This is a genomic window from Gemmatimonadota bacterium (genome assembly GCA_009838845.1).
Lineage (GTDB): Bacteria > Latescibacterota > UBA2968 > UBA2968 > UBA2968 > VXRD01.
On the sequence record VXRD01000030.1, the window covers coordinates 1 to 21,131 of the forward strand.

General features: G+C 52.7%; 19 protein-coding genes. 8 read left to right on the forward strand and 11 right to left on the reverse strand.

The features are described from left to right. Window positions 1–97 precede the first annotated feature (97 nt). Both F4Y39_04710 and F4Y39_04715 read left to right on the forward strand, forming a co-directional pair. Window positions 98–511: an HTH domain-containing protein gene (locus F4Y39_04710; GenBank protein ID MYC13010.1), complete on the forward strand. Its 414-nt coding sequence runs from the start codon at window positions 98–100 to the stop codon at window positions 509–511. Window positions 512–673: 162 nt separating this feature from the next. Continuing rightward, window positions 674–2,041: a sulfatase-like hydrolase/transferase gene (locus tag F4Y39_04715; protein MYC13011.1), complete on the forward strand. Its 1,368-nt coding sequence runs from the start codon at window positions 674–676 to the stop codon at window positions 2,039–2,041. Window positions 2,042–2,045: 4 nt separating this feature from the next. Here F4Y39_04715 and F4Y39_04720 read toward each other — a convergent pair whose 3' ends face one another. The 8 genes from F4Y39_04720 to F4Y39_04755 form a co-directional block, all read right to left on the reverse strand. Further along, the gene (locus F4Y39_04720; GenBank protein ID MYC13012.1) at window positions 2,046–3,251 is read right to left on the reverse strand and encodes a CoA transferase; all 1,206 of its coding nucleotides are present in this window, start codon (window positions 3,249–3,251) and stop codon (window positions 2,046–2,048) included. Window positions 3,252–3,268: 17 nt separating this feature from the next. Next, entirely contained in the window at window positions 3,269–4,144 is an 876-nt protein-coding gene (locus F4Y39_04725) for a CoA ester lyase (protein MYC13013.1), read from the reverse strand. Further along, window positions 4,141–4,671, reverse strand: a complete 531-nt coding sequence (locus F4Y39_04730; protein MYC13014.1) for a MaoC family dehydratase — start codon at window positions 4,669–4,671, stop codon at window positions 4,141–4,143. Before F4Y39_04730 ends, F4Y39_04725 begins: the two co-directional genes overlap by 4 nt. Window positions 4,672–4,742: 71 nt before the next feature. Then, window positions 4,743–5,162: a hypothetical protein gene (locus tag F4Y39_04735; GenBank protein ID MYC13015.1), complete on the reverse strand. Its 420-nt coding sequence runs from the start codon at window positions 5,160–5,162 to the stop codon at window positions 4,743–4,745. Between the two features lie 102 nt (window positions 5,163–5,264). Beyond that, window positions 5,265–7,691 (reverse strand): FtsX-like permease family protein, encoded by a 2,427-nt coding sequence (locus F4Y39_04740; protein MYC13016.1) that lies wholly within the window; start codon window positions 7,689–7,691, stop codon window positions 5,265–5,267. 6 nt (window positions 7,692–7,697) lie between these two features. Further along, window positions 7,698–9,632 (reverse strand): NAD(P)/FAD-dependent oxidoreductase, encoded by a 1,935-nt coding sequence (locus F4Y39_04745; protein MYC13017.1) that lies wholly within the window; start codon window positions 9,630–9,632, stop codon window positions 7,698–7,700. A 14-nt stretch (window positions 9,633–9,646) separates the two neighbouring features. Then, window positions 9,647–10,912, reverse strand: a complete 1,266-nt coding sequence (locus tag F4Y39_04750) for an MFS transporter (protein MYC13018.1) — start codon at window positions 10,910–10,912, stop codon at window positions 9,647–9,649. After that, the gene (locus F4Y39_04755; protein ID MYC13019.1) at window positions 10,851–11,798 is read right to left on the reverse strand and encodes an aldo/keto reductase; all 948 of its coding nucleotides are present in this window, start codon (window positions 11,796–11,798) and stop codon (window positions 10,851–10,853) included. The genes F4Y39_04750 and F4Y39_04755 overlap by 62 nt, the downstream gene beginning before the upstream one ends. A gap of 166 nt (window positions 11,799–11,964) precedes the next feature. Here F4Y39_04755 and F4Y39_04760 point away from each other — a divergent pair, with 166 nt between their 5' ends. Continuing rightward, window positions 11,965–12,447, forward strand: coding sequence for a single-stranded DNA-binding protein (locus tag F4Y39_04760; GenBank protein MYC13020.1), 483 nt, complete (start codon window positions 11,965–11,967; stop codon window positions 12,445–12,447). A gap of 145 nt (window positions 12,448–12,592) precedes the next feature. On the opposite strand, the gene F4Y39_04765 is transcribed toward F4Y39_04760, so the two are convergent. Then, complete coding sequence (locus F4Y39_04765; protein MYC13021.1) at window positions 12,593–13,339, reverse strand: creatininase family protein; 747 nt, start codon at window positions 13,337–13,339, stop codon at window positions 12,593–12,595. A gap of 96 nt (window positions 13,340–13,435) precedes the next feature. On the opposite strand from F4Y39_04765, the gene F4Y39_04770 reads away from it, so the two are divergent. Next, a complete protein-coding gene (locus tag F4Y39_04770) occupies window positions 13,436–14,422 on the forward strand; it encodes a phytanoyl-CoA dioxygenase (GenBank protein ID MYC13022.1) in 987 nt (328 codons plus the stop codon). A gap of 185 nt (window positions 14,423–14,607) precedes the next feature. Here F4Y39_04770 and F4Y39_04775 read toward each other — a convergent pair whose 3' ends face one another. Continuing rightward, on the reverse strand, window positions 14,608–16,002 hold the full coding sequence (locus tag F4Y39_04775; GenBank protein MYC13023.1) for a sulfatase-like hydrolase/transferase: 1,395 nt from the start codon (window positions 16,000–16,002) through the stop codon (window positions 14,608–14,610). 59 nt (window positions 16,003–16,061) lie between these two features. On the opposite strand from F4Y39_04775, the gene F4Y39_04780 reads away from it, so the two are divergent. Next, the gene (locus tag F4Y39_04780) at window positions 16,062–17,309 is read left to right on the forward strand and encodes a hypothetical protein (protein ID MYC13024.1); all 1,248 of its coding nucleotides are present in this window, start codon (window positions 16,062–16,064) and stop codon (window positions 17,307–17,309) included. Between the two features lie 29 nt (window positions 17,310–17,338). Further along, window positions 17,339–17,905, forward strand: coding sequence for a DUF1080 domain-containing protein (locus tag F4Y39_04785; GenBank protein MYC13025.1), 567 nt, complete (start codon window positions 17,339–17,341; stop codon window positions 17,903–17,905). A 120-nt stretch (window positions 17,906–18,025) separates the two neighbouring features. Here the strand turns inward: F4Y39_04785 and F4Y39_04790 are convergent, their stop codons facing one another. Continuing rightward, window positions 18,026–19,390 carry an aspartate aminotransferase family protein gene (locus tag F4Y39_04790; GenBank protein ID MYC13026.1) on the reverse strand — a complete coding sequence of 455 codons (1,365 nt, stop codon included), beginning with the start codon at window positions 19,388–19,390 and terminating at the stop codon, window positions 18,026–18,028. Window positions 19,391–19,555: 165 nt separating this feature from the next. Here F4Y39_04790 and F4Y39_04795 point away from each other — a divergent pair, with 165 nt between their 5' ends. Both F4Y39_04795 and F4Y39_04800 read left to right on the forward strand, forming a co-directional pair. Then, window positions 19,556–20,275, forward strand: coding sequence for an SDR family oxidoreductase (locus F4Y39_04795; GenBank protein ID MYC13027.1), 720 nt, complete (start codon window positions 19,556–19,558; stop codon window positions 20,273–20,275). Next, the gene (locus F4Y39_04800) at window positions 20,203–21,108 is read left to right on the forward strand and encodes a phytanoyl-CoA dioxygenase family protein (protein MYC13028.1); all 906 of its coding nucleotides are present in this window, start codon (window positions 20,203–20,205) and stop codon (window positions 21,106–21,108) included. The genes F4Y39_04795 and F4Y39_04800 overlap by 73 nt, the downstream gene beginning before the upstream one ends. Window positions 21,109–21,131 lie beyond the last annotated feature (23 nt).

Below are 21,131 nucleotides of genomic sequence, written 5' to 3' on the forward strand. Positions count from 1 at the left end.
TTTGCATTTTTTTCATTGAAAAATATTCCCATATGAGTATATTTTATACGAAAGGATCCCTGATATGAAATCCCTAGAGTATTTTCCCTAAAATGATATGATTCATATTACACTGAGTTCTACACCTGCATCTGGTGGCGCAGAAAATGCCGGATCAGATGGCGAACATCAGGACATTATTCTGTCCTATAATGATAAAGATAAATTGGTATCTATTACAATTGAAAATGCCAGTAAAGATGTGGATCTGAACGATATTCTTTCGGGACACGCAAAAATTTTACATGGAAAAAAAGAAACCATTTATTCAATTTCAGAATTAGCGGAAAAATTGGACATTACACCACGCACATTGCGCAATACCATCCATTCGATGCGGGCTTCGGGAATAGACATCGGCAAACAATACGGGCCTACATATCCCATTATTCTATCTGAACCTGACGCGCAAAAAATTGTGCAATGGCGCAATGAACACCCAAGAGGTAGGCCCAAATTAGAGTCCGTTTAGACAGAACGCTTATGAATTCAATAGCCCTGGAGAAACCCGGGGCTTTTTTAGATCACAACACCATTTTGAACCATCTGGCGTTCGTATTGCAGATTTAAAAAAAGGAATTATTTTACTCAAGCTCAATTCTCAGCATTCAGCAACCTTTTTTGGAGGACTACCATGAACATCATCGTCGTAATGTCCGACACCCTGCGCTACGATCACCTGGGCTGTCATGGCAATAACTGGATCCGCACACCGCATATAGACGCATTCTCCAAACGCTGCATGGTCTTTGACCGCGCGTACCAGGCATCATTCCCAACAATACCCACGCGCACAGACATGATGACCGGCAGACTCACCTTTCCCTTTCGAGGCTGGACGCCACTTCCCGAAGATGAAGTCATCTTGTCCGAACTCCTCACAGACGCGGGATATGTCACCATGCTCTTATGCGACACACCGCACCTGGTAAGAGACGGACATCAATTTGACCGCGGGTTTTTGGGCTGGGAATGGATTCGCGGGCAAGAAGGCGATCGCTCAATCACAGATGATGTACCCGTCCCCCTCGAATCAGTCCCCGAAAAAATTCGCACACCTGAGCGCATGCAACAGTATCACTATCGCTGGCGTGCAGCACACTGGGAAACAGAACGCGACACCTTTGTCGCACGCACCATGCAACGCGCCGCAGACTGGCTGGAAGCAAACCACACCCACGAAAAATTCTTCCTCTACATCGACACCTTTGACCCTCACGAACCGTGGGATCCCCCCGCGCACTACGTCAATATGTACAACCCCGACTACACAGGCGAAGTCATCGACCATCCCATTTACGACTATTGCGATTACCTGAGCGCAGAAGAAATCAAACACACGCGGGCACTATACGCAGGTGAAGTCACACTCATGGACACCTGGGTCGGTCACCTGTTGGAAAAAGTAGAAAACCTGAATCTCTGGGAAGACACCGCCGTGATCTTCATGTCTGATCACGGGCATTATATCGGCGACCACGGACGCATTGGCAAAAGCGGACAGGGACCAGACGGCGACTGGCCCTATTACGAAGAAGTATCCCACACAGCTTTCATGGGATATATACCCGGCAGCAACGCAGCGGGAAAACGCACAAAAGTCCTGACACAACCCGTCGATTTCATGCCCACAATTCTCGATCTGGCAGGCATAAAAAAACCCGATGGACTGCACGGCATATCCGTCGCCCCCATCTTAAAAGGCGAAAAAGCAGAAGAACAACGGAAAGTCGCCGTCACATCGGCAACCCTGCCAGTGCGCGAAGACCGCAGCGTGTGCTCCAGCATCACAGACGGCAACTGGACATTGCACTATCGCGGACCCAACTGGCCGGCGGAACTATACGACCTCCAAACAGACCTCGCGCAAAAGAACAACATATATAACCAGCAAAACATGGCCGAAGCACAGCGACTGCACCAAGCGTATCTGGAAGTATTAAAAGGCGCGGGAACGCCCGAGGAAAAATTCGCATTGCGGACAGAATTGCCCAACGCATAAAAATTCAAATGGCGCCGTCGCTTCGGAGTTTCTCAATCTCTGGTACTGAATATCCGAGATATTCACTCAGAACCTGCTCGTTGTGTTCTCCCAGTGAAGGCCCGCGCCGGGGTTCAACCGATCCGCCGCCGACCTCTATGGGACTCGCCACCACCCGGACGGCTCCGAACTCCGGATGCGGCAACGCCAGTATCATATTATCCTCGGCCACCTGCGGGTCGGCAAAAGCTTGCTCAACCGTATTCACGGGCGCGCAAGGCACCTTGCCCTTGAGCAGCGCCAGCCAATCGTCGGTTGTCTTCTTGCGGAAGAGATCCTTCAGAATCGGAACCAGAATATCCCGATTCTCCAGGCGATCCGCAAAAGAGCAGAACCGGGAATCTTCCGCCAGTTCCGGCACTCCCAGAACGCGTACCAGATTTTGAAAAAACTTCTCCTTTGCGCACATGATCACGAGCCATCCGTCCCTGGTCGGCACCACCTGAGACGGGATCTGTGACGGATGAGAAGAATCGGGCGTCCGATGCGCCTGATACCCTCTGGTCAGGAACCACGCCGCCACATATCCCAGATTCGCCAGCGCCGTATCGAACAGATTCACATCTACGTCGCACCCCAGGTCCGTCTGTCTGGCGCGAAAAATCGCGCTGACCATGCCCAGGGACGCCATGGTGCCCGCGCCGAGATCCACGAGAGAAAGCCCTGTCTTCGTCGGTGGACCGTCTGGCTCGCCCGTAAGACTCATCCATCCGGCATATCCCTGCATCAGATAATCGTATCCCGGTTCGCCCGCCCGAGACCCCTGCCGTCCAAATGCGGAAAGCGAGCAGCATACAATTGAAGCCTTGATTGCACTCAGCGCCGGATAGTCCAGACCCAGCCGGGCAGGAAGGTCTCCGCGCAAGTTGTTGAACACCCCATCCGAAATCCCCACCAGCCGATGCAACACCTCCCGCCCGCCTGGATGCTGCAAATTCAGCGTCATACTCTTCTTGTTTCGGTTGAAACTCTGGAAATACACGCTATCCTGTTCAGCGGTATAGGGAGGCACGTAACGCGCGACATCGCCACCTGTCTCGGGATTCTCGACCTTGATGATTTCCGCCCCAAGGTCCGCCAGCATCATCGTTGCCCACGGACCCGCTCCGAACTGCTCCACCGAGACAATCCTTATTCCATGCAGGGGAGGATGTTGGTTTTGGTCGTGCAAGTTAACCCTCTTCTTTTTCAATCGGCCTGCTGGTCATTGGGCTCTCCCTCAAGACGATCCAGGATCCATCGCGCCCGTTCCAGAATCGGCCTATCTACCATCCGGCCATCTACAGTCGCCGGGCCTTCGTCTGCCCGCCGTTCAAAAGCCTCAACAATTCGCCGTGCCCACCTCTCCTCGACCTCCGTGGGACTGAAAATTTCATTCACTGCCCCAACCTGACCCGGATGGATCACAGCTTTTCCGGCAAACCCCAGATCCCTGGCCTGCCGCGCCTCCGCGGCCAGCCCGTCAAGATCACCGATGTCCGTAAACACCTTGTCTATAGCCCGGATTTGTCCGCTTGCCGCAGCCACCGCCAGCGCCGACCGAGCGTAATTGACCAATCCCTGTCCCGGATGCGAAAAGAGGCCCATATCCAGCGCGAAATCCTCCGCGCCGAACATAAGCCCCACCAGCCTGGGTGTAACGGATGCGATCGCAGGAGCCTGAACCAGACCCCGGGCACTCTCAATGATTGCCAGAAGCCCGACGCCTCCGGATGGAATACCCGCTCTGGTCTCGTGTCGGTCCAGCCACTGGCACACCTGAAGCACATCCTCCGGTCCCTGCACTTTGGGCAACACGAGCCCTTGTAGCCCCGCACGCGCGATCGCCTGCAGATCGGCGTCCAATTCGGAGGAACCGGCCTCGTGAACCCTGACGAATCGCATTGGGCCGCCACGCGCGCCATCCAGTGCGGCAGCGACACGACTGCGCGCAACATCCTTCTCGGCCTCCGGGACGCCGTCCTCCAGATCGAATATCAGCACATCCGCCGGCAGACCCAGAGCCTTGTCGATCATACGCTGCTGGTGCCCCGGCACAAAAAGCCAGGACCGCATCGACTTCACCCGTCTTTCTCCTCGTGAATTTCGGGAAAAGTATCCTCCAACGGCGCGTGCGCCCGCTTATAGACCATCACGCTACGAGTCAGATCTATGACGACGCGGCCGTGCTGATTCACGCCCCGCGTGCGCACCTTCACGATGCCCGCTTCCGGGTAAGACTTCGACTCCCGCCTGGCGAGCACCTCCGTCTCGCAATAGAGCGTATCTCCCACAAATACAGGGTTCGGAAGCCGGATCTCGCTCCAACCCAGGTTCGCCATCGCCTGCTCGCTCACGTCCGGGACACTCATCCCCACGACCAGCGCGAGCGTAAACGTGCTGTTCACCAGAATCTTTCCCCACCGCGTCCGGCGGGCGTACTCCTCGTCAAAGTGAAGCGGATTGGTATTCAGGGTCAGGTGTGTGAACAGCTGATTGTCAGCCGTCGTCACCGTCCGCCCGAACCGGCTTCGATAGACTTCGCCCACCTCGAAATCCTCATAGCATCTTCCGGTCCAGCCCGGTATCACTTTTTTCTCTATTTTCTCCATACCAGACCCCTTTGCGTCAATATAATTCGCTGCAATCCGATGTCCACCGCTTTATCGCCCCTCTCTACTCATCACTCGTTCGTCCCTCGGCGCATCTCAAAGATACGCACGACAATGTACATACCGAGTGAAACAATAAAAAAGACGAGCAACATCCACGCGATAGATTGCAGAGATTCGATAACCGTACGATAGATCTCGAGCACCCAGCGTTCGGTAGTCAGTTCAAAGGGCGGCATATCGCGGGATTTACCTGCGGGATCGAAATGCTCCTGCGGCAAAATATAACGCTCCAGAGAACGGACACGCACACCCCCAGAAATACCCACCACAAAAATCGCAAACTTCATATAGCGCACCCACGCGCTTGCTATTGCATCATCAATAAGCCGGTGAAGAATACTGGTAATCGCGCTACTAAACGCACGCACGGCAATAAAAGACACGAGAGCGGCGACTACGAGCGTGATGAGAAGAAGTGTAAAGAACATAGGAGGACCTCCATAGTAGTGATCAATTTCAATATTATACGTGTTAGCAAAGCGTGAGTTCCCCTGGATTACTGGCATTGTGCTGCGACTCCTGTTACACACCTATTCATGCCGCAGTATTTCTACCGGATTGGTATTCGCAACCCTGAACGCCTGCGTACCAACGGTCAAAAGTGCAATTAAAAGTGCAAGCAAACCCGAAAACACAAAAGGCCACAAACTGAAAGATGCGCGATACGCAAAATTTTGCAAATAGGTATTTGTCAAATAATAGGCAACGGGCCAGGCAATGAGATTGGCGACAAGCACCAGCTTCAAAAACGCTTTGGACAACAACAAAACAACACTTGAAACAGACGCACCGAGCACCTTGCGAATACCAATCTCGCGCCTGCGGCGTTCAGCCGTAAAAGCCGCCAGCCCGAACAAACCCAAACACGCCAGCAAACACACCAACCCGGCAAAAGCGGTAACAGCCTGCCCCAAAACCCTTTCCACCCGATAAATTGCATCGAGTTCCTCATCGAGAAATGTAAACTCAAAAGGCTTATCTGCTGGCATAAATGTATCCCAGGTCTCCTCGAGAAAAGGTCGAACCTCTGGAAAATCGCGCACCCGCAACGCCAGATAATCGTAAAACCACTGCCGATAAGCAAAAACCGCCGGACCAATCGGTTCGCGAAGAGAAGCATAGTGAAAATCTGCAATCACACCAATCACAGCCCCCCTGGCATCATCTTCTGAACGCGCCCGCCCAAAACGCCGTCCCACGGCATCCTCCATTGTCCAGCCAAGCGCGCGCACAGCGGTCTCATTGAGAATATACGCATGCGTGCGGTCGCGCTCAACCCCGGATGAAAACGTGCGACCAGCCAAAATGGACACACCGAAAGTAGCAAAAAAATCTTCATCCGCTTCTTGCACGGGCATCCGCCACTCGGTATGATCATGACCTTCGGGCTTGACAATCCGCACAAAACCACCGCCATCTTGCCCGGGCAAAAAGCGAAAAGCAGACACCGAAACAATATTGGGATGTTTCAAAAACGCCTGCTTTACAGTATTGTACTGCGCCACGAGCCAGGGATCATCATTGGTCTTGAGCCGGCGATCCAGCTTAAAGATCGGCAGCAAAACGAGATGCTCTTTGTCAAAACCGAGATCCTTGTCCTGAATAAAGTCCAATTGCCGATAAATAACATCCGCAACAATCATAAGCAAAATGGCAATGGCAAATTGCGCCACAACCAGAACCTGCCGAAGCCGCGCACCCGGCAAATACGCGACGCCCTTGAGCACATCAGCCGGACGAAACCCGGAAAAATAAAGCGCGGGATACACCCCCGCCATCAAACCCACGAACGCGGCAAGCGCTAAAAGCCCCGGCAAGAGCACGAACAGCATCGGCGCATCCAACGCGTAATGTGCGTCCGTCTGCGCGCTGAGTTCCAACAATGCGACGCGCGCAAGGGGCACGGCTACAACCACAGCGAAAAGCGCGAGCAAAACTGTCTCGCACAAAAATTGCTGAATCAACTGACCGCGTCGCGCACCAACCACCTTCCGCATCCCCACCTCGCGCGCGCGGAACATCGAACGCGCCGTAGCGAGATTGACAAAATTGATCGCGGCAATCGCCAGAACCAGCACCGCAATAGCCGCAAAAAGATAGAGCGCCTGCACATCGCCGCCCGAAGGCAAATTGTAATCCTGAACCCCATACAGATGCAACCGCGCAAGAGGCTGCAAGCGAAACGAAAGAATGCGGCGCACATCTGCGCCCATATGCCGTTCAATAACACCCGACATTTTTGCTTCAAATTCACCCGCATCTACCCCATCGCGCAAACGCACAAAAGTCTCAATACCCGCCTGTTGCACCAACCCCCGCCACTGCGTCCAATCAAAAATAGCCTCCACTGTCCGCCCATTGGTAAAATGCAACAAATCAAACTGAATGGACGAAAACCTCGGAGGCGTCTGCAAAACAGCGGCAACCGTATAATCGCCGCCGTAATACCGCTCGCGAATCGTAATAACTTTGCCTATGGGATCGGCCTCGCCAAACAACCGCTCTGCCGCTGACTCTGTAATCGCAACCCGATACGGCTGCGACAACGCGCTGGCATCGCCCATAGCAAAAGGAAAGCGAAACAACTCAAAAAACCGGTCATCAACCTGCCCCTGCGCCAGCGTAAGCTCCCGGTCCTCATACTGCACCACAACCGGATAAATGCGATTTTTGGACGCCAACTCAACTTCGGGCATCTCCGCCTCAAGTGTCCGGGCGAGTGCCCCCGAAGTTAGCCACCGCACCTGCGTCTGCTCATTGCTCACCCGCTCTCGCAAAACCCGATAAATGCGATGCACATCCGGATGAAACCGGTCATAGCTCATCTCGCAATAAATAATCACAATCGCCATCACACAACACGACAGCCCCACAATAAGACTGAGCAAATTGATCAGCGTATCGCGCTTGTGCGACCACAGATTGCGGCATGCGATGGTGAAATAGTTGGAGAACATGAGAATTTAAACAAACACATAATCCTCAGAATCAGGTGCCCGCGTCTGCTTCCAGAACTCGTGCATTGAAAACGGCCAATTTTGCGTCACCCGCCCGGCCTCGTTCTTATACCAACTCCGAACATTTGGCGCGCCCCAGGCCATCTCCAGATTACCCGCATCAATGCGCTCATTATACCGATCGTGAACATCCCGTTTGCAATCCATCGCAGCGCATCCCGTCTCAACCAGCAACTTGATACACCCCAGGATATACCTCATCTCGCACTCGGAAAAAAAGATAATACTCCCATTCACGACAATATTCGTATTTGGCCCATACATACAAAAAAAATTGGGAAATCCCGGAATAGAAACACCTTTATACGCGCGAGGATCGCCATCCCAATGCGCCTGTAAATCTCTGCGCTCAATCCCCTCAAACGTCATCGGCCACAACATCCGACTCGGCTGAAACCCCGTACCGTAAATCAGCACATCAAAATCATAGTCCTTACCCGACCGCGTCGTCAAACCGGACTCCGTAATCCTCTTAATCGGATCCGTAATAAGATGCACATTCTCCCGCTTCAAAGTACGCAACCACAGGCCATTATCCCACAACATGCGCTTGCCAGCCGGCGGAAAATCTGGAATACACTTCTGCATCAACTCGGGATCATCGCCCAGCACCGACTCGATATATTCTATAATCCGCTGGCGCACCTTGTCATTCGCCTTGCTCACCGCGCGTTCCTGATGCGGCCACGCCGGATCCTTTTTCGCCGCACCGAGCATTCCTTCTGCCGAACGCCAGAACATAAACAGCCGAAACCACTTGGCGTAAAACGGCACATGATTCAAGAGATAGTGTTGCCCCTCTGGCACATCCGCGTGATAATGCGGATTGGGCTGAATCCAGGGCGGCGTGCGCTGAAACACAAAAACCTCGCGCGCCTGCTTTGCGATCTCCGGCACAAACTGAAAGGCACTCGCACCCGTACCAATCACCCCAACGCGCTTATCCGCCAAATCGCATTCCCGCGGCCATCGCGCAGAATGAAAAGCAATCCCCCGATAGCACTCGCGCCCCGCAATATCCGGCAACTTTGGGCGATTGAGTTGCCCCACAGCACTGATAATAGCATTCGCCTCAATCGTCTGCCGCACCCCCTCTTTGTCCCGCACCTCAACCTTCCAGACCTTGCCCTCTTCATCAAAACGCCCGCACACCACCTCTGTCTGAAATCGAACATGCTCGCGCAAATGAAAATCCGCTGCAAACTGCTTGAAATAATCGAGAAGCACCTGCTGCGTGGAAAAATACTGCGGCCAATTCTTGGGCACAAAAGAATAGGAATACGAGTGATTCGGACTGTCAACGCGGCATCCGGGATACGTATTCTCCAGCCATGTCCCACCCACATCGGCATTCTTCTCCACCACCGTAAACGAAATCCCCGCCTCTTGTAGCCGATGCGCCGCCAGCAACCCGGACATCCCCGCCCCAATAATCAACACGCGAAAATCTCTCTTCTTATCCTCGGGTAAATCATCCATACCCGGAGGCACAAAAGGATCCTCGCCATTCAAAGACAACTCCCCCTCCAAAAACGCCCCGTAATCTTCGGGAATCTCCTCTCCAATCATAAAATTCATCATCTCCCAAACCCGCGCCCGGCTCGGTGCAGGAGGCAGAGTACAACCGCGATCCCGATAAGCCTTCAACACCTCAAAAGCAATCTCCCGAACAACCGCCTGCTGATCCTCTTTCACACCCGCCTGTGGATCCGCCAGATTCCTCGCCCGTGGACGAATCTCCCCCCGCACAATGCCCATATCCCCGGTCAAATGCACCAGCGAAACCATCAGCGCCGGAATATTCGCATCCTCCAACGCCGCCCTGATCGCCTCGTCATCTTCAACAATCGGTTTCCATGTATCAAACGCCTTACCAGCCATCTTCCTCTCTCCACTCACGACACAGGTTGTGCAGCCACGTCCCCGGGCATCTCTTCCCGCTCCCTCTGAAGCTGCCCTTCGGGATCAACCCATTGACTCACAATAAGCGAAATCAGAGCCAGAACAGCACCGCTAAAGAAAATCACCTGATAGCCAAAATAGTGCCATGCGAAACCGCCCAAAAGCGGTGCCGCAACAGAAGCCACATGATTCATCGTCACGCCCATCGCAAGCGACGGCTTGAGATCCGACTCCGGCGCAATCTTGTGCAAATACGTCGTCAGCGCAATCCCGCCAAAAAAGATAATATTATCGACACAATACAAAACGTACAGCGTTGGTCGATGCGTCACCACCGCGTAGCCCACAAACACAAAAGTCAACCCGATATAACTGAGCGACAGCATCTTCCGCTCGCCGTACTGATCCACCAACTTGCCCATCGTCGGCGCAGTCAGCGTAATCAACGTCTGATTCATCAGCACCAGAATCATCGTCGTATGCACGGGCATCCCGTGTATCTTCACCAGAGCAAAAATCGCAAACGTAATAAACATCTGCTTCCGCATGCCCTGCAAAAAATTCAGCGCGTAATACAGACCATACCGCCGCTTAAACACAAAACTCCGCTCGTCGGGTGGCCGCTTGCGAGACGCAAACAAAATGGCAAAACCACCGCCCACAGTAGCGGCACCCGCCATAACAAACAAACCATTGTACCCGACAAAATCATAAGCCAACTTACAAATCAAAATAGACAACAACCACGCCACACTATTCACACTGCGCAACTGCCCCAACCACTTCCCCTTCTTACCCTCTGGCGAAAAAAGCAGCGCCATCGACTGCTCCATCGGTATCCAGCAGTGAAAACCCACACCCCACACAAACGAATACACCGCCAGCAAAAAAACCGAATCAACCTGGGCATAAGCCATAATGCCCGCACCCATAACCATCAGCGAAATCGCAGCCACAACAGGAGGCGCGAACCTCACCATCAGCGCGACAAAAAACGCATTCATAAAACCCGACACCTCGCGCAGGGCTTCCACATATCCCAACTCGTGCGCGTCGATATTCAGGCGATCAACAACAAAATTGTTGTAAAGCGTCAACTGCACGCCAAAAAAAATCCCCTGCGAAGCAACCGCAAGCGCCAGCAAACGAAAATCCCGATTCCACTCAGAAATTGGATTATTCAAAAAAACTACTCCTTTAATTCCCCAACGGCTCCCACACATCGCCAAAAATAGACCGCAACCGCGCCATATCTTCATCTGGCAAAGGCGGGCCGAGAATCGCCTTCACATTTTCTTCCAAATGGTCAATATTTGCGGTCCCCGACAGCACCACACCCATCGCGGGATGTGCATTCACGTACTTATAACCCGCCGCGGGCAACGACGTAACATCGCCCTTGACCAACCATCCCAGCGGATCCTCATCGTCCAGCGCATCTCGCGCAATCAACCCCTTATCCTTTGCATACGCAATGCGCTCTTTGAGCACATCGGGCCGAGCCAGTGCCCGCCGAACAGCAACCATGCAAATCACGCCCACATCTCGCTCCTGACACATAGGCAAAACCTCGTGCTCGGGCGTCGGACTCAACAAATTGTAACCCACCATCGCCGTATCGAACAAATCATCCGACAGCGCCATAGAAAACATCTCGTGTTTGTGGTCCTCGGCATATGTCTCACTCACCCCCGTAAACCCGAACTTCCCCTGATCTTTCAATCTCTCCACCGTGGGCCACAGCCCCTCAATAGCCTCAGAATACTGATGCGGACGAACACCGTGCCACTGCATCACATCGACATAATCCACCTGCAAACGCTTCAAACTGCGCTCAATAGTATCGACGACTTCCTCTGGACCCACAAACTCATCACTCTTGTGACGATGGGCGTGAAATTTCGTCGCCAGAATATAATCATCGCGCGGCACGCCCTTAAGTGCATTTCCGATAATCGTCTCACTCTCGCCATACGCAGCAGCCGTATCGAAAAAATTTATACCGAGATCCAGCGCGCGCTGCACCAATCGATTCACGCCCGCCTGATCGACACCCGTATTTTGTCCCATTTGCGTAGGCCCACCGCCGCCAATACCCATAATCGAAACCTTCAAACCCGTGCGCCCCAATATGCGATATTCCATAAAACCTCCTTTGAATGTATCCAATATAGGATATAGCAACACCCCTCGCCATTATTTTAACCAATGTCACCTTGACAAATCCCACATGCAAAAGTATATTCGTACTAAATCTTACAGGGTCGTGCCATGTCCCTGAAACGTACACCTAATCCTGAGGAGGCCACGTATGGCACGAGGAGTCAACAAAGTCATTTTGATCGGCAATTCTGGCGCCGATCCCGAGCTTCGATACACGCCAGGAGGCACAGCCGTATCGAACTTCAGCATCGCCACCAACGAAAGCTGGACCGACAGCAGTGGTGAAAGACAAGAACGCACCGAATGGCACCGCATTGTGGTATGGGGCCGTTTGGCCGAAATCTGCAACCAGTATCTGCGCAAAGGCAGCAAAGTCTATATCGAAGGCAAGTTGCAAACGCGCAGTTGGGAAGGGCAAGACGGGCTAAAGCGCTACACCACCGAAGTGGTTGCCCGCGACATGCAAATGCTCGATGCCCGCGGCGAAATGGACGGTATGGACGGTAGCTATGGCGGTGGCGCGCCTCAGGGCGGAGGGCAGTCAAGACCGCAGTCAAACGATTCTGCATCGGACGACACGACCGCTTCAGATCCACCTCCTTATGCTGCAGACGACGACCTGCCATTTTAGTCGCGATACAAACGACAAAGCCCGCACGGTCTGTGCGGGCTTTTTATTTTTTGAACACGGAAACGACAGTAATGACAAAACCTTCTGGATCGCGGCTCAAAATCATGCCGCGATGACAGCTTTTATACAATATTTAATTTTCTGACTACTGACCTCTTCCTTCCCGATAAATCTTCTGTATAGCCTCAACCAGAAAATCTTCGGCAACTTGAAAAATCTGCTCTCCCATCTCTGCCGTCGCAGGACGCGGATCTCCCAACCCTCCATGATCTGTATTCTGATCAAACCGCTTGTACAGACGCAGCCCTGGAATACTCTCCCGACGGCGCTGCCCATCCCTGTGTAACGCATCTGTCTTCACCAGATCGGGATCTATCGCCATAATCATAGCGGTCTCACACTCACCCGCATGCCCGGATCCCTTTGTCCCCAGCGACAAAGCCTCATTTATTTTTTTACTCGACGGTTCGGCATACGGCGTCGTCGTATAGAGATTGACATCTTCATGCCTCTCCATAACGCGCTGGCGCAAAACCGAAATATTTGGCTCATTGCCCCCGTGGCTATTAATGAGCAGAAACTGCGTAAAACCGTGTTCAATCATACAAGCGAGAACATCGTTCATAATCGCCAGATGCGTCTCGGACGACGCAGAAACCGTACCGGGATACTTCATATGATGCTGCGAATACCCCAGCCACATAACCGGGAGAATAAGCACATCCCGGGACAACCGCTTCTCAACGCGATTGACCACCTCCTGAAGAATCATCGTATCGGTAAACACGGGCAAATGCAAACTGTGTTGTTCGAGCGAAGCCACGGGTATAATAACCACCAGATCCCGTGACAAAGCATCGACATCGGGAGAAGTCATATTGGCGAGAAACATAAAAACTCCTTAAAAATGCGAATTAGAACATTAGGACAGCATTGTTTATTTAAATTATTTTCGTATATTACACAACAAAATATCCCGGAGGCATCTATGGAAATAGAAAAAGCATTAAAACTCACTTATCAGGGCGAACCCCTGGGCCACTCGTCGGACGACTTTGGCGGCTTACGCAAATCCAATGACGCGATAAATGATCGCGACGAACTCCACCGCCGAATGACAGAGAATGGCTACTTATTTCTCAAAAATTACCTGAACAAAGATGAAGTATTAGCCGCTCGCCAGGAAGTCATGGATCGGCTCATGGGCGCGGGTGTATTAGACGAACGCTATCCGGCAATCGACGGCATTGCAGCCTCAAAAAAGAAAATTGACGGACGCGCAACGGGATCGTTCATGCCCTTACTCGCGCGCAACAATCCCCCCCTGGACAAAGTAATCCACGAAGGCCCGATCATGTCGTTTTTTGACTTCTTTTTAGACGGACCTGCGCGCTACTTTGACTACACCTGGTTTCGAGCCAAACAGCCCGGACTGCACACCGCCACCAATCCACACTGCGACATCGTCTATATGGGCCGCGGAACAAAAAACCTCTACACCGCCTGGATACCCTATGGCGATGTACCCTCCTACATGGGCGGATTGATGCTGCTCGAAAACTCACACAAACTGCACGACCTGAAAGCGGGCTATGGATCAACAGACGTCGATCTATACTGCGAAAACAAAGACGATGCCCAGGAAATAGTAGAACGCGCACGCGCCGAAGGGCGGAACTTGACCAATCAAGAGCGGGCTTCTATAAAGTGGAACTCGAGCGGATCGTATTCCTCTAATGCCATACCCACCCGCAAAGAACTGGGCGGACGCTGGCTGGTATCGGAATACGAAATGGGAGACCTGCTGATATTTTCGATGTACACACTCCACTCAAGCTCCGACAACTACTCCAAAGAGTACCGCATATCATCCGACACGCGATATCAACTCGCATCGGACCCCGTTGACGAACGCTGGATTGGCGACGACCCGCCCGCCCATGGCATTCGCGCCAAACGCGGGATGGTATGTTGAGCGAATCAACGAATCAACGAATCAGCGAATCAACGAATCAACGAACCCCGCCCTACCACCCAAAACCTCTGGATTGCGGCTAACACCCTGCCGCAATGACGACACTTTTGATTGGGTTGGTTGATATGTAAGGTTGATGATTTCTTGATTCGTCTATTCGTCTATTCGTCTATTCGTCTATTCGTCTATTCGTCTATTCGTCTATTCACCCATTCCCTGACCGCTTCAGAACCTGGATACACGGCGTCCGGCCCTTGCTGCTGAACCTGTTTCTCTCCCAACCACGCCTTCCAATCGCCGCACGCCTGGCTCACCCCGCGCCATGTATCCCCACACGCGCCCATCGCCTCCTGCAAAAGCCCATCCAACTCAGCAACCAATTTGGGATCTTCCCCCACCAGATTGCGTTCCTCGTAAGGATCGTTCTCCAGATCGAACAAAACCCAGGGCTCCTTCTCCAAACGCGCGTAATTATATCGCTCGGTTCGCACCCCGCGCCACCCGGGCCACACCGCAAAAGTGTGATGCATCGTCGTATAGGCATACGCCTGAGTACGCGCATTGGGCTGCCCCAGAATCGCGCCCGAAAAATCTCCCCCATCCAGACCAGCCGGAACATCAACACCCGCCAACCCGCACAAAGTTGGGAAAATATCCGGTGTGCCAAACGGCATACTCAAGCTACAACCAGCCTCAACCTTGCCCGGCCACCGAACCAAAAACGGAACCTGCGTAGATTCTCGATAAGGCCATCGCTTGCCTCGCAAACCCTGGCTACCCAGCATCTCGCCGTGATCAGATGAGTACATCACAATCGTATTATCCGCCTGCCCGCTCTCTTCCAGCGCGCGCATCAACCGCCCCCACTCAATATCCAGCCCCTCAGTCATCCCGTAATAATGCGCGTACCAATCGCTCACATCGCTGGCCCTATCACCTGATAGCTTTGACGTATTCGGATGCAAATTCAAATCCCGATCCAGATAAGGCGCGACATAGGGATCCGGTGCTATAAGCGGCGGATGCGGCGGACCCCACGACATAAACAAACACCACGGTCCAGATCCCGCCCGATTTTTAATATACGCAATCGCCCTATCCGTCTCGATCTGAGGCCGATAAAAGCCACTACCCGCAACCGGGTCCCTACTATCCGTGGCATAAGCCCACTCGTAGTAATTATGCGCATTATCACCCACATACCACTCATCGTCAAAACCCAGGCGCAACGGATCGCCCGCATCGACCTGAATCTCGCCCAAATGCCACTTGCCAATATACCCGCATCTGTAACCATTCGCGCTAAGCGCCGTGCCAATACACGGATACACGCTCAAATCGGGATAAAACCGATTGGTCGTCACCCCCGTATGATGGCCGTATTTACCCGTCATCAACATCGCGCGATAAGGCGTACAAACAGGCGTACTCGAAACCGCTGCATCCAGACGCATCCCCTCAGCGGCAAACGCATCAAATTGAGGCGTATTGAGATCCTCATCGCCATAATAGCACCCCATCGCAGATGCCCGCTGCTGATCTGAAAACACATACAATATATTTGGCCTATCATCGGACATGGAAAATCCCCTTCCACTGGTAAATTTAGGAATTGATTAAAAACACTCGACACAATATAATGCACACTCAGAGCAAGTCAAAGATTCGCGCACAACGAAAAAACCACCTCAATCTAAAAATGAAACTCAAAAACGGCGACATCATCATCGACGACAACTTTCCGTGCAGCAGTGCCGGAGAAATGCGAATAATAGAATCTGGCATAAGCGAAATCGGATACAAAAAAGAAGAAATCCCGCAATGGTTCCAGTACCTGTTGGACGAACTATTCGACGGTGCAGGCGTACCCAAAGAATACATGGCCCATGTGCGCGTGCGTCACCTCGGCAACCGCGCAAAACGGGTAATACTGCGATTCCTACTAAGCAAAAAAGGCGCAAACTACATGTACCCACCCTGGTGGATCTGGCGAGAAAACACAGGATGGGCGTGGGTACCATCTGAAAACACGGACTTTCACCTGGCAGAACACATCGATATATCCGTCCACATCCAACCCGGAGAAACTATCCGCATCGCATCTGCCCCTTATGAAGACCCATCCGTCATATGCGAAAAAGCGCAACAACTATCCCAACAATACGACATCTGGACCTACCGGGAAATCGGCCACTCTGCCCAGGGACGACCAATCTGCGTATTGGAAACCCAACCGCGCGACCTGACACTACTCGTCGATGCCACAATGCAATCGTGCGAACCCGTATCCTGGGGCATCCTGCATGTAGCCCACAGCTTAACCATCCCAACCGCACGCACACAGCGATTATTAGACCACGTACAATTCTGCCTCATGCCCATCACAAATCCCGACGGCGTTTGCGAAGGACGCAGCGTAACCAATGCCATGGGCGAAGTCCCAAAATTCGGAATTAACCACCTCGTAGAAGGCAAAAGCGCGCCCAGAGAAACCGCGGCACTGTGGCAGTACTTCCTCGAAAAAAAGCCAGATGCATCCATAGAAGTCCACGCCCACTTTACGCGACCGGATTTTACGCGAAGCATTGGCATGCACGACAAAGCATCCATGCCACACCATCTACGGGCAAAAGCGGAAATCCTCGAACAAACCATCTTCGAAAACTACCATGTCAAACCATTAAAAAATCGAAAAGTACTCATCGACCCGCGACAACCCGAACACAACGTCTATGGCGACAAACACATCTGCGAACAAGCAGGCACAATCCGCACCTTTTTACAAGCAATCCCCGACAGCATTGACGCGCACAACGCCGACGTCAAAGAAATGGTAGAAACCGTCGCCCACGCGCTCATCAAATGGCAAAAATCTGGTACATCGTAGAGGCATAACCTATTTATGGAGGAAAACCCATGGCAACACACCTATCCCCAGAAGAACAAGCGGAGGGATTCACGCCCTTATTCAACGGCACAGACCTGAACGACTGGAGAATTATTGGACCGGAAGAAGGTTGGGAAGTCCAAAACGGATTGATAGTATGCAATGGCGAAGGCAGAGGATGGATACGCCCCAAAGCTATGTACACAGACTTTGTACTGCGCCTGGACTATCGAAACAGCGCGGGCGGAAACAGCGGAATATTCCTGCGGACAAGCGAAGAAGGACGCCCCGCCTATCAAGGAATGGAAATACAAATTTACGACGTACCTCACGACCCACTCAACAATAAATCAAACGGCGCCATCTACGATGCGGTCGCCCCTACGTCAGATCCGTCTCACCCGGCGGGGGAATGGAACTCGATTGAAGTATCCTGCCTGGGAACAATGGTAAACGTCATCATCAACGGACGCGAAGTCATATCCTGTGACACAAGCAAACACCCGGACCTCAAAGACCGCTTGAAAACCGGATACATCGGCCTTCAAAACCACCGCAGCCCCATTGATTTTCGCAATGTACGCATTAAGGTATAAAATCAGCCATCAGCTTTCAGTGGTCAGCTTTCAGTTCTCCGCCCTGCCACCCAAAGGCAAAACCTTCTGGATTGCGGCTAACATCATGCCGCAATGACGACGGATGGGACTGACCACTGACTACTGACTACTGCCCCCCTCAAACGCTTTAAGCACCCGATCAAACGCCTGGGCCGTCTGATCGATATCCGCATCGCTGTGAACAGCAGAAATCACGCCACCGGGCCAGGGCATCACATCCACCCCCTCTGCAATCAAACCGCAGCGAAGATAGTGAATCTGCTTCATCGAAATCCCGCCCTTGAGAACCGAATGAGGCACTGTGCCATCGTAAATATCCGAACATGTGTACGTCTGATCCTCGGACAACGGCAAAAATTGAAACCCCGAAAACTCGCCGTACACGAGCCAGTTCATCCCACGTCTCTGAATAACATCATTGAGCGCGTTTCTCAACACCTCGCCATTTTGATTAGCGCGGTCAGTAATATCATCTTCCGCAACAATTTTAAGCGTCGTCAACCCTGCACGCGCTGAAACCGGATTCGAATTAAACGTACCCTGGTGTGGCACCCGGTATCTGTTATTCCACGAAGCATCGTCGCGATACGTCATCACATCGAGCAAATCCGCGCGCCCCGCAATCGCGCCACCGGGAAAACCACCTGCAACAATCTTGGCAAAAAGAGCCAGATCCGGCGTCACGCCATAATATTCCTGAGCACCCCCGGGCGCCACGCGAAAACCCGTAATCACCTCATCAAAAATGAGTAACACGCCGTATTCTCGGGTAAGAGCGCGAAGCCGGCGCAAAAACTCACCCTGCGTGGGAACCCGCCCAAAACTCGCACCCGTCGGCTCCAGAATAACCGCCGCAATATCATCCCGGCTCTCAAGTGCCTGCGTGACCTGATCGATATTATTCGGCTCACACAAAACGGCATTCTCAATATGATCCTCCGTAATACCGCTCGGCGGCGTACCGTCAAAACTCGTCGAAGCACCAAAAGCCACCTGATCGTGCCACCCATGAAAATTCGTCGTAAAACGCAGAATTTTAGACTTATTCTGAAAAGCGCGCGCAACGCGCAACCCCAAAAGACTCGCCTCTGTCCCCGACGACGTAAAACGCACCTTATCCGCGCACGGCACCATCCGAATAATCTGCTCTGCCCATTCCAATTCCAACTCGTGTGACGCGCCGTAATGCGTACCCCTGCTCAACTGCTCCCTTACCGCCTCGGTCACCTCCGGATGATTATGCCCCAAAATCAGCGCACCGTGGCCCCCAAAATAATCGACATATTCACACCCATCCACATCCCACTTGCGCCCACCCTGTGCCCGAGCAACAGAAAGCGGATAGGGCATCAAATAGCGCGTATCGTGCGTCACCCCACTGGGAAAAGTCTCCCGCGCCCGCTGGTACAAAGCGCGTGACTTTGGCGTCTTTGCCATATATTTTTCGATCAACAAATCGCTCATCTTTTGTCCTTTCGGTTTTTCAGTACCTACACAATCTCTCAATACAAAGATACGGTTCTGGGCAGGTGGATGCAACTGCCTCTTTATTCACATCACACTTGCGCGTATTTATAGACCTTATTACCTTATATAACTATATTTGACGCGAATCCTAAGGAGAGGCCCATGCATCACGCGCTGGAGAACAAAGTCGCTATAATTGTGGGAAGCAGTTCGGGAATGGGAAAAGCGACCGCGCGATCTTATGCCCAGGCAGGTGCCAGCGTGGTACTGGCAGCGCGAAGCAAAGACAAATTAGACAACCTGAAAGCAGAAATAGGAAACCGCGCAATCGCCTGTCCCACAGACGCGCGAGATGTAGAACAGGTAAACCACTTAATCCAGACGACACTGGATGAATTCGGGCAAATCGATATTCTCGTGTACGCCACGGGAACGAACATCCCGGACCGCAGCCTTGAAGTATTAACCCACGAAACGTGGGAAATGATGATCGGCACAAATCTGACCGGCGCATTCAACTGCACAAAAGCGGTCTTGCCCGTCATGCGAAAACAGCAATCGGGCCTGATCATCTATCTATCTTCCGGATGCGTACAATCGCCCGATGTATCCGGCGTATCTTATCAGGCATCCAAACACGGCATGTCTGGCCTGGCGCACGGGACATTCCAGGAAGAACAGGAAAACGGCATTCGCACCACAGTAATCTTCCCCGGATTGTGCGACACGCCCATCGTCTTGAAGCGCCCCGTACCCACGCCCCCAGAAGTCATGGCCAAAGCCTTAAAGCCAGAAGACGTAGCTGACGCATGCCTGTACGTGGCGACCACGCCCGCCCGTGCGCGAATACCAGAACTCATTCTCTTACCCGCAGGACTGTAATACCAACCTCAAAACCTCTGGATATTTCCATGTCTATTTCCAGACCAGAAGGCACAAAGCACCTCACACAGGCGCAGGTCGCGCAATTTGTGAATGACGGATTTGTCATCGTCCCGGGTCTCGTCGATCCAGACCGCGTGCGTGCGGGACTAAAAGAACTAAAAAATAAAACCGGCATCGTGCCCGATGAGTCAAAAACATGGCCGACAGACAAAAATGGCATGCATGTAACCCAGGAAGGCATTGCGATTGATCGGACCATGTGTATCTCGCCCAAACTGAAAGCCATCGTGCGTGAACTCGCCGGACCGGCTGTCACCAATGAGCCGGGATTAAGCCCCATATTGCGATTTCCGCAGCCGGGACCCAAACAATTTGAACCGGGCGGCGCGCATATCGATGGCACGCGCCAGGGCAACGGCCTCACCGTATATCCCACTCACTTTCTCCTCCTCGTCATGGCCTATCTCACAGACACGGATGCACACGACGGCGCATTCACCGTATGGCCGGGCAGTCCCCGACAGGTATTTTCGTGGGCTTATACCAACAACATCGACCTCGGAGAAAAATGGCGCACAACCGGCAGCACAGGCGCGCCGGACATCCCGCTCAACGATCCAATCCCCGTCGTCGCACGGGCGGGTGACGTGGCGATATGCCACTATCTGATGGTACACGCATCTTCCGCCAACCGGGGCGACCACGTCCGCGTTGGGTTTCACGGATGGCTGAGGGCAACCCCCGAATACCAATACGTCCCAAAAACGGGACCACCCCAAACGGACTGGACCCCGTTGGACTGGATATTGAGAACGGACAATTTGCAATGAGAAAGGAGGTCCTTTTAATGCCG